The sequence below is a fragment of the Pseudoalteromonas sp. SCQQ13 genome, from assembly GCF_015864415.1.
In the GTDB taxonomy this organism is placed as follows: domain Bacteria; phylum Pseudomonadota; class Gammaproteobacteria; order Enterobacterales; family Alteromonadaceae; genus Pseudoalteromonas; species Pseudoalteromonas nigrifaciens.
Genome location: NZ_JADYXG010000007.1, coordinates 177,219 through 186,910, shown reverse-complemented (window position 1 = coordinate 186,910; position 9,692 = coordinate 177,219). Strand labels below are relative to the sequence as shown.

Sequence of the window (9,692 nt, the reverse complement as noted above, 5' to 3'; positions counted from 1 at the left end):
AAGAAGGCAAATGTGGCGAAGCTAAATGTGGCGCAGATGCAAAAGCTAAAAAAGAAGGCAAATGTGGCGAAGCTAAAAGTGGCGTAGATGCAAAAGCCAAAAAAGAAGGCAAGTGCGGTGAAGGTAAGTGTGGCGGTCATTAAAATTTATTAAAGTAGAATAACTTTACTTCAGGTTAAATACTTTAATACCATATAGAATAAAGGGCCGGTTGGCCCTTTTTGTTGGGAGTGGTTATGACACAAATTATAAATACTGACTTAGGTATGGTTGGTTTAGGCTTACGCAGAGAAATGCTCGACGAGTTACTAATGCATGTACCTAAACAAGTCGATTTTATGGAAGTTGCTCCAGAAAATTGGCTGAAATTAGGTGGGCGTTTTAAAAAACAATTTAAAGCATTAACCAGTGCTAATAGTTTTGCTTGTCATGGCTTATCGCTCTCAATTGGCTCAACTGCGCCAATTGATATTGAATTTGTAAAATCACTAAAAAAGTTTTTTGATGAACATGATGTAAAAATTTACAGCGAGCACTTAAGTTACTGCTCTGGCACTGGGCATATGTACGATTTAATGCCTATTCCGTTTACTTTAGAAGCGATTGCTCATGTAGTGCCGCGTATCGAACAAGTACAAGATATATTAGGGCGCCAAATTGCTATAGAAAATGTGTCTTATTACGCAGCCCCAGGACAGAAAATGTCAGAGCTGGCGTTTACTAATGCTATTTTAGAGCAAGCTGATTGTAAGCTGTTACTCGATGTGAATAATATTTATGTGAACTCAGTAAACCATGGTTATGACGCCGAAGCCTTTTTAACCGGATTACCTACACAGCGCATTGCTTACGGCCATGTAGCTGGGCATTACAATGAAGCAGATGATCTAATTGTAGATACTCATGGTGCAGATGTAATTGACCCAGTTTGGCAGTTACTCGATAAAGCGTACCAAACTCACGGTGTATTTTCGACGCTGCTCGAGCGAGATTTTAATATACCGACCATTAATGTATTAACCAAAGAGCTAGATATTATTCATAACCTGCAAGCAAAATACCTTGATAAATCATTAATCAAACAGCGAGCTTAATAAGCATGTCTGAACCTAGAGTGCCTGCAAAAGGAGTATTTAGTTATGAGCTTTATTGAAATACAAAACGAATTTATGGCGCATATTCGCAAACCCAGCCAAAATAAAAAGCCGCAAGGGATTGAAGATAGACGCATGGCGATTTACCGCGATTTATTTTTTAATAATATTGTTGGGTTTATTTCGTCGGGTTTTCCGGTGTTAAAAACCTTATACAGCGATAAACAATGGCAAATGCTTATTCGCCGATTTTTTAGTGAATATGATTGTCACTCACCGTATTTTTTAGATATAGCAGGGGAGTTCATTAATTATTTATCAAGTAATTATGAGATGCAAAAATATGATCCGCCATTTATGCTCGAGCTTGCCCATTATGAATGGATTGAATTAGATGTAGCTATTACACAGCAGGCTGAAAATGAGCAACTCATAGCGTCTGATCAGGTTGCTTCTGCGCGTTTGTACTTATCAAGTACTGCACGTAATTTAAGTTACCAATTTGCGGTGCAAACAATAAGTACGCAGTTTCAGCCGCAACAACCATCAGCACAGCCAAATTATTTTGTTGTATATCGCGATGGCGATGATGAAGTTCAATTTTTAACAACTAATGCTATGACAGCCTTGTTATTATCGATTATAAGTGAGCATGATGGTTTGATACTCGATACTATTTGCGAGCAAGTAACCCGCCATGCTGTGCAGTTTAGCGCTGCACAAATTGCCCAAGGCGCACTTGTTACTTTACGTGCCATGGCTGAGCTTGGGATTATAGTGACAAAAAATCAAGCTTAAGCTCTTTATAGATTATTTTACATCGTTTATTATGACGCCCTTATGTGTCGTGCTTAATAAAAGGTTGTAAAAATGTCAGATGATAAAGAATTTAAAGATCCGTTCAATGCAGCGTACTTTTTTGGCTTCGTAGCTATATTTGTAGGTATTGGTTGCTTAAATGCAATTGTTGGCTGGTTTGCTGTGTTATCTTAATTATTTATCTCAAGGCTGTTGTTACCAACAGCCTTATTCATAAAACTTCCCCTCGCCTGAAACGGTTAAAACACCTTTTATAATAACGTCAAACTCGCAATCAAAGGTCACTTAAGGTTATAATCAGCTGCTTTGTAATATAAACCATTGAGCAGTTAAAATTATGACTCAAGTAACACCAGCAATTATCAAAAACAGCATAACTACTATTGCTGATTACCCTAAAGCGGGCATTATGTTTCGCGATGTAACGACACTAATGGCAAACCCAGATGCATTTAAAGCGACTATCGATGCTTTTATTGCTGCATATAAAGATCAGGGCTTTACCAAAATTATTGGTACTGAATCACGAGGTTTTATTTTTGGTGCACCCTTGTCTTATGCTTTGGGTATTCCATTTATTCCAGTGCGTAAGCCTGGCAAACTGCCGCGTGAAGTTGTTCGTCAAGACTACCTACTTGAATATGGCGAAGACACATTAGAACTGCATGTAGATGCTATCGTTCCAGGTGACAAAGTATTGCTTGTGGATGACTTACTAGCAACCGGTGGTACTATTGAAGCAACCATTAAATTAGTGCAAAAATTAGGTGGCGAAGCCACTGATGCAGCATTTGTTGTTTCATTACCAGAGCTTGGTGGTGAAAAGCGTATCGCAAAAATGGGTATTAAAATCCTAAAATTGGTTGAATTCGAAGGCGAGTAATCGATGAGTTATCAGGTTCTAGCGAGAAAATGGCGTCCACAAACCTTTCATGAATTGGTTGGACAGTCTCATGTTAAACAAGCGCTGGTTAATGCGCTAACGCAAAATAGACTGCACCACGCTTATTTATTCACTGGAACCCGAGGTGTGGGTAAAACCACAATAGCGCGTATTTTTGCTAAAAGCTTAAATTGTGATGAAGGCATTTCGGCAAATCCGTGTGGTCAATGTAGTAGCTGTAAAGATATAGAAGCAGGACGTTACATTGACCTACTCGAAATAGATGCAGCTTCGCGCACTAAAGTAGAAGATACTCGCGAAATACTCGATAACGTACAATACGCGCCTACACGGGGCCGTTATAAAGTATACCTAATCGATGAAGTTCACATGCTTTCTAAGCACAGCTTTAATGCGTTACTAAAAACGTTGGAAGAGCCGCCTGAGCACGTGAAATTTTTACTTGCGACTACCGATCCACAAAAGCTACCTGTCACTATATTATCTCGCTGCTTACAATTTAACTTAAATGCGTTATCGCAAAGTGAAATAAAAACTCAGCTTGAACACGTACTGACGCATGAAAAACTGAACTTTGACGACGATGCTTTGCGTATTATTGCCAAAGCCGCAGACGGTAGTATGCGAGATGCACTTAGCTTAACCGATCAAGCTATAGCGCAAACTAATGGTGATATTAACAACCAAGCTGTACAAACTATGCTTGGTTTAATGGACACCCATTATAGCCAAAGTTTACTAGCCGCGTTACTTGCCCAAGATGGCGCAGCGCTAATGAAAGAAGTAGCTAATGTTGCTAGCAGAAATCCTAATTATGTGGCCTTACTAGATGATTTAATTGCATTAACGCATTTGACACAGTTAAGCCAATTAGTGCCTGAAGCTGCCGCCCTTGATGAAACAAATGCCGATTACATCACGCATGTTGCTCAAAATACAAATCCACAGCAAATTCAAATTTACTATCAGCTACTGTTAAACGGTAAAAAAGATCTACAATGGGCGCCAGAGCCTCGTTTAGGCTTTGAAATGATTATGCTGAGGCTGTTAGCGTTTCAACCAATTGATACACAAAGTCAGCAACCAGTAGCTGTAAATACACAGCCGGTGCAAAGTAATACGACAAAGGCTAGTGCCTTACGTGATATTTTAAATAAAAGTAAACCGCTACCAAGCACAGCTCAAAATAATGATACAACGCAACCACAAATTATTGAGCCAAAACCAGCTGAGGTCGCTAAGCTATCAGAGCCGCAAAACGTAGCGCCCGATCCACTTAATAATAACTCTAGTACAACGCAGCAGGTTTCAACTACGGTACCAGCAGTTGAGCAAGCAGTAGAGCCAACAATTGTGTCGGCTGTGCCAAATGAAGCGGCGAGTGAGCAATTAGTAACTCAGCAACATCAGCATACAAATGACGTTACTGACGAGCAAGCCCAGCGTCAAAGCGAAGATGAAGCCTACTTACAGCAAAGTAATTTAGAGCACTCATTAGCTGCACAGTTTGATGATGTTATTAGTAGTGCGGTTGATCAAGGGTTTAACCCTGCAACAAATACGGCAGCGCAAGCTCAGCAAAGCCAAGCCACCTCAATTAGCGAACAAGAAGCGCGAGCGCAATCTGCTATTGCACGTATTTTAAGAGATAGAAATATATCGGGTGCGGGTAAGCTCTCAAATGCAAAAGAGACGGAGCAGCAAAATACAGCAAATTTAAGCTCTGCTAACACTCGCCCGAGTCGTTTTACAGCTAATAGCAGTAACAGCAATGAGCAAAATGTTACAACAAATAGCGATGCAATTAATCACAGTAGAGCTAACAATAATGCGCAGCAAACACACGCAGATAATCCGCCGCCGTGGCCTAATGATTTCGCAGGTGAGAGCGAAAAAAAGCCACAGCTCCCACTAGCGGGGAGCCAAAACAAGGCAGCAAGCCAAGCTCAGTTTGAGTCAAAGCCTGAGCGAAAAATAGACTTTAAAGCAAAGCACCAAACAATTACCGAAAATTTAGCCCCTGAGTTACTTGAGCAAATTAACCCGCAAAAAGTACCCGAAGTTGTTGTAGCGCAGCCTAGCATTCCAGCGCCTGATGATTTTCAGAGCCCAATAAGCGAAATTCGCTTTGCGCATCAGCAAGACGAGTGGGCATATTTAATTAAACGCATGGGATTAGGCGGGCGTATGCGCCAGTTTGCGTTGCACTCTATTTTTACTAAGCAAGGCAATAATTTGCATATAGATGTTGATGAATCACAAAAACATTTAGATACGCCCATGCTACGCCAAAGACTTGATGCGGCGTTATCCAGTATTTATGAGCACAATGTAACACTGAGTATTAATTTTGCTAAAGGGGTGATTGATTCGCCTTACTTAATTCAGCAAAAAATTGATGCAGGTCGTCATCAGCAAGCAATAGATGTGATCACCTCAGACGATAATATAGTACAATTTCAGCAGCTATTTAGCGCCGAAATTGACGAAAACAGCATTCAGGCATTGTAATTTATTACAACAGCCCTTATTTAGTAACCTAGTTAATGTATTAAAAAAGAAAGAGAGAAAGTTATGTTTAAAGGTGGAATGGGTAACATGATGAAGCAGGCGCAGCAAATGCAAGATCGCATGCAAAAAGCCCAAGACGAAATTGCAACATTAGAAGTTGTAGGCGAAGCCGGTGCCGGTTTAGTTAAAGTAACTATGCTAGGTAATCACAACGTTCGTCGCGTAGAGCTTGATGAGAGCTTAATGCAAGACGACAAAGACATGATTGAAGACTTACTTGCAGCTGCATGTAACGATGCTGTACGCCGTGTAGCAGACGAAACACAAGAGCGTATGGGTAAAGTAACTGGCGGTATGCAATTACCACCAGGTATGAAAATGCCGTTTTAAGCCTATATGCAACTTTCAGCTAGTTTAACTCAGCTTATAGAAGCATTGCGTTGTCAGCCGGGCATTGGCCCTAAGTCAGCGCAACGAATTGCTTTTCACTTGCTAGAGCGCGACCGTAAAGGGGGCACTCAACTTGGCAATGCACTGACAAAAGCTATGACGGCGGTTGGTCATTGTGAGTCATGTCGCACTTTTTGCGAGCAGTCGCAGTGCGACATTTGTTTAAGTACTAAACGCCAAGACAGCGGCATATTATGTGTTGTTGAATCGCCAAGCGACGTACTTGCTATAGAGCAAACTGGTCAATATTTAGGGTTGTACTTTGTATTAATGGGGCATTTATCGCCTATTGATGGTATTGGCCCTAAAGAAATTGGCCTAGATGTTTTAGAGACAAAGCTGGCTCAAAGCGGTATAAATGAGGTGATTTTAGCAACCAACCCTACGGTTGAAGGCGAAACCACCGCACATTATATTGCCCAGCTTTGTCATAAATACAAAGTAGGTGCCTCGCGTATTGCCCATGGCATACCGGTAGGTGGTGAGCTTGACTTAGTCGACGGGACAACGTTAATGCATGCCTTTAGTGGCAGACGAGCGGTAACACAAGACTGAACTAGCACGGCTATTTGAATAACTAAATCAGCCCACATAACTTATGTTGTGTGGGCTGATTAATTTTCGCTTTAATTAATAGCATTATAACCGCGTAAGACGCTTAGGATAAATTCTGGTTAAGAGATTTACTCACGTATTGAATCATAGTTATATTTAAGTTTATTATCCGGAGCTCAAGTTACATAGGCTGACTAAGCAACCGCTGAGATTGGATTATAACTAGAGTGACGAACTATACGTTTAATAACTCTCTCTGTTAATAGCAGTGTATCGGTTAACGCGTAATGGTGACGACTTTTCACTTTGGCAATCTGCAAACCTTTAGCAGCAATCATTGCCTCATTAATCTTAGTAAACCCATCAGATTTACCCTGTATATCGCTTGTACGATATACATCGTAACCAAGTAAACTTGTTCCTGCTGCAATACGATCTGCATTTTTATCGATTACTTAACGAGAAAACCCTGTGATCTTTAGTCGCTGGGTAGTTCACTCCATATCCATATCCATATCCATATGCGCTGCTCGCATTAGCCGTGGCTGAAACTAACGCCACAACGATTGCTGCACTTAATAAGCTATCGTTTTTATCATTTTATACCTTAAGGCTCTATTAGGAGTGCTCAGTGTTTAATGCTTTATTGGTAGGTGCATCTGGGATGTCATTCGCTTTTACTAGCTGAAAACCTCGAGTAATTTACTGTTTGAGTAAGAACTATACGCACAATGGCATTACGTTCTCGTGAGTAGAGTGTAACAGGCTATTTTTTATAATATTGATCTTTTTAATAATCACTTATAATTTCAGCTGTGTTTGCAAAAAAATTAGTGTAAACAACACCGATACCGTAAATAGCTTGGCTGGAATAAATTAATATCCGTTTAGCTACACAATAAAGATAACCAATTATTGTGGTTCTTTAGGTTTAACTGATGAGCTAGCTTAGCTAGTCGTCGCGTGCGGAGAAAGTTAAATGACTCGATATGGTTTGTCTTTACTATTACTTTTACTTAGTAGTTGTGTTTTGGCTGAGGTTGCCGTTGAAGGACGTATTAAGTTTCAACACATTGAAAATAATGAGCTCTCCGATACTGATTTATCAACCAACTTCGCTCGACTGCTACTTAAGGCAGATCTGCCACTTAGTAATAATAGCTTATTTTATCTCGAAACGATTGCTGCGTATGATTCCTCTTTTGCACAAGGAAAATATTCATTTGAGCATAATGAATTTGATCTGCATCAAGGCTATCTGAGTGTTACAAGCCCTAATCATGCTATTAAATTAGGTCGACAAGTTTGGTCAGTTGCAGACCAAAGGTTGTTAGGTAAGCGCGAAGGTACCAACGTAAGAAGACGCTTCGATGGCGTGATGTATCAAAATAACGTCCTTAACCAGCTGCAAATTAATGCATACCATGGCTATGCTGTGGCTAGCAAAACAGGCGTGTTTGATGATAAACATTTATCTTCTGAAAGAATAACAGGTGTGTACTTTAGCACAGCTGAATTACTGCTGCACAGCATGTGGTACCGCGATACCACGGCAGAAAATAACGAAAGCAGACACACTATTGAAGCCCAATATCGTAAAAAATTAGGCCGTTTTAGTAGCACTTTTCACGTGGCTCATCAAACCGGCATAGTAAAGAGTGAGCATACTAAAGCATGGTTTGCACAGTTTTCTGGGCTGTATTCTTTCGCAAACTTAAAGTTTGGCCCTACTTTAAGTTATGCAACGGGCGGTGAGGCAGGGCATGAAGATGGATATTTTCGATCTTTATATGCAAAAGCGCCGTATTATTCTGAGGCAGGTATATTTTCTACCACAAATATCAAACATATAGGCGCAAAATTGCAAGCTCAACTTACTGATAAATTTGATATTAGTTTGGATATGCGTCGATTATTTAGAGTGAACGAACAGGGCGATATTTTTGGTCCTGGCAGGAGTCTATTTATTGCTAATGAGCAATTAAAAGGCGCTAAAATTGCCGATACTTATAGCTTAACAACACAGTATTTGTATACAAAAAAAATCTCTTTTGAACTGGTTACCAGCTATATAAATATGAGTAACAGAGCGAATTTAGAAAAAGATCAAAGCTTTTTTGTTGAAGCGATGCTGCATTTTGCCTATTAAGTCACACTGATTAACCAATTCATGGGTTATTTTACAGCGACAAATGTTACTATCTGCTTTTAATAAATGGCCCTGTATCAATTGTTATCCCTAGCAGAGCAGCTAATCAGCGCTCAGCTTTACCGGTGTAATTTACTCACTTTACTTTGAACCAGACACATGCCGCCTAGGTGGCGCTATGTGTTATTAGGAAGACTATGTCTGAATTTCATCACTTAACCCCCTGCGCTATTGATAACTTTGTCGCGCCGCAGTGTGATCAGAGCGTGCAGATTGTTTATCACGATGAAGACATTTTACTGATCAACAAACCCAGTGGTTTGTTGAGTTTGTCGGGTAAAAATCCGCTCAATTGGGATTCTGTGCATTATCGTTTGGTAAATGGGCAAACAGGTATTACGGCTGCGTACCCTGAGGCTAAGTTACCGCATAGGTTAGACTTAGGTACATCAGGCATTATGATTGTGGGATTAAACGCGGCGGCTTCTAAGCACCTAAATAAACAGTTTCAGGCGCGTACAATTAAAAAGCGCTATGTAGCCATGTTACACGGGTGGTTAATTGACGACGAAGGGCAAATTAGTGCGTCGATAGCAAAAGATAAACTGCTTTTTCCGCGGGTTAAAATCTGCGAAACCACAGGTAAAACAGCCGTAAGTGAATATAAAGTGCTGCAGCGCCTAACGCAACCACAGCGAACCTTAGTGCAATTTACACCCATTACAGGGCGTACGCACCAATTGCGTATTCACAGCCAGTTTATAGGGCATCCTATTTTAGGGTGCGATTTATATAACAATGCACAAAGCGAGCATATGGCAGCGCGCTTACAGCTTCATGCAAGTGATTTGTATTTTCAGCACCCGGTAAGCAATGAACAAATTCATATGCAATGCGCTGGTACGTTTTAGTTTTAAGACAATATTGGTTAGGACTTTTTTTATTTTTTCCCTTGAAGTTCTAGCAGCTCCCCCCATATTAAGTGCATAACGCAGACACTTTGCAAATTGGAGATATATAAATGACTGGAGCACAAAAAGAAACATTAGGCTTTCAAACAGAAGTAAAACAATTATTAAACTTAATGATTCATTCTATCTAGTAATATAATCCTATCTAATGTAATCGTCATTAAACCCCACTTATCCAAACAAAAACAATACCTTGCAAGACTTCTAACTCCCCCTATCTACTGTTGTAACATTTTATC

General features: G+C 40.2%; 10 protein-coding genes. All 10 read left to right on the top strand.

The features are described from left to right. Nucleotides 1–143 (top strand): HvfA family oxazolone/thioamide-modified RiPP metallophore (locus tag I6F41_RS18175; protein ID WP_442960624.1); only part of this gene is annotated, 143 nt, incomplete at its 5' end. A gap of 93 nt (nt 144–236) precedes the next feature. Then, the gene (locus tag I6F41_RS07980) at nt 237–1,094 is read left to right on the top strand and encodes an HvfB family MNIO-type RiPP peptide maturase (protein ID WP_442960622.1); all 858 of its coding nucleotides are present in this window, start codon (nt 237–239) and stop codon (nt 1,092–1,094) included. A gap of 45 nt (nt 1,095–1,139) precedes the next feature. After that, nucleotides 1,140–1,892, top strand: coding sequence for an HvfC family RiPP maturation protein (locus I6F41_RS07975; RefSeq protein ID WP_011327882.1), 753 nt, complete (start codon nt 1,140–1,142; stop codon nt 1,890–1,892). A 72-nt stretch (nt 1,893–1,964) separates the two neighbouring features. After that, nucleotides 1,965–2,087 (top strand): hypothetical protein, encoded by a 123-nt coding sequence (locus tag I6F41_RS18105; protein WP_011327883.1) that lies wholly within the window; start codon nt 1,965–1,967, stop codon nt 2,085–2,087. A gap of 163 nt (nt 2,088–2,250) precedes the next feature. Beyond that, entirely contained in the window at nt 2,251–2,796 is a 546-nt protein-coding gene (gene apt, locus I6F41_RS07970; RefSeq protein ID WP_011327884.1) for an adenine phosphoribosyltransferase, read from the top strand. A 3-nt stretch (nt 2,797–2,799) separates the two neighbouring features. After that, nucleotides 2,800–5,328 carry a DNA polymerase III subunit gamma/tau gene (gene dnaX / locus I6F41_RS07965; RefSeq protein WP_182679202.1) on the top strand — a complete coding sequence of 843 codons (2,529 nt, stop codon included), beginning with the start codon at nt 2,800–2,802 and terminating at the stop codon, nt 5,326–5,328. 63 nt (nt 5,329–5,391) lie between these two features. Continuing rightward, complete coding sequence (locus I6F41_RS07960) at nt 5,392–5,718, top strand: YbaB/EbfC family nucleoid-associated protein (RefSeq protein ID WP_011327886.1); 327 nt, start codon at nt 5,392–5,394, stop codon at nt 5,716–5,718. Between the two features lie 6 nt (nt 5,719–5,724). Beyond that, on the top strand, nt 5,725–6,333 hold the full coding sequence (recR, locus tag I6F41_RS07955; protein ID WP_182679204.1) for a recombination mediator RecR: 609 nt from the start codon (nt 5,725–5,727) through the stop codon (nt 6,331–6,333). Nucleotides 6,334–7,312: 979 nt separating this feature from the next. Beyond that, entirely contained in the window at nt 7,313–8,482 is a 1,170-nt protein-coding gene (locus I6F41_RS07950; RefSeq protein WP_182683245.1) for an alginate export family protein, read from the top strand. A 197-nt stretch (nt 8,483–8,679) separates the two neighbouring features. Beyond that, nucleotides 8,680–9,393, top strand: a complete 714-nt coding sequence (locus I6F41_RS07945) for an RluA family pseudouridine synthase (protein ID WP_011327890.1) — start codon at nt 8,680–8,682, stop codon at nt 9,391–9,393. Nucleotides 9,394–9,692 lie beyond the last annotated feature (299 nt).

Bases quoted from the DNA above. Each gene is read 5' to 3' on its own strand.
- recR (WP_182679204.1), top strand. From the start codon at position 5,725: ATGCAACTTTCAGCTAGTTTAACTCAGCTTATAGAAGCATTGCGTTGT.
- I6F41_RS07980 (WP_442960622.1), top strand. From the start codon at position 237: ATGACACAAATTATAAATACTGACTTAGGTATGGTTGGTTTAGGCTTA.
- I6F41_RS07945 (WP_011327890.1), top strand. From the start codon at position 8,680: ATGTCTGAATTTCATCACTTAACCCCCTGCGCTATTGATAACTTTGTC.
- apt (WP_011327884.1), top strand. From the start codon at position 2,251: ATGACTCAAGTAACACCAGCAATTATCAAAAACAGCATAACTACTATT.
- I6F41_RS07960 (WP_011327886.1), top strand. From the start codon at position 5,392: ATGTTTAAAGGTGGAATGGGTAACATGATGAAGCAGGCGCAGCAAATG.
- I6F41_RS07950 (WP_182683245.1), top strand. From the start codon at position 7,313: ATGACTCGATATGGTTTGTCTTTACTATTACTTTTACTTAGTAGTTGT.
- I6F41_RS18105 (WP_011327883.1), top strand. From the start codon at position 1,965: ATGTCAGATGATAAAGAATTTAAAGATCCGTTCAATGCAGCGTACTTT.
- dnaX (WP_182679202.1), top strand. From the start codon at position 2,800: ATGAGTTATCAGGTTCTAGCGAGAAAATGGCGTCCACAAACCTTTCAT.
- I6F41_RS07975 (WP_011327882.1), top strand. From the start codon at position 1,140: ATGAGCTTTATTGAAATACAAAACGAATTTATGGCGCATATTCGCAAA.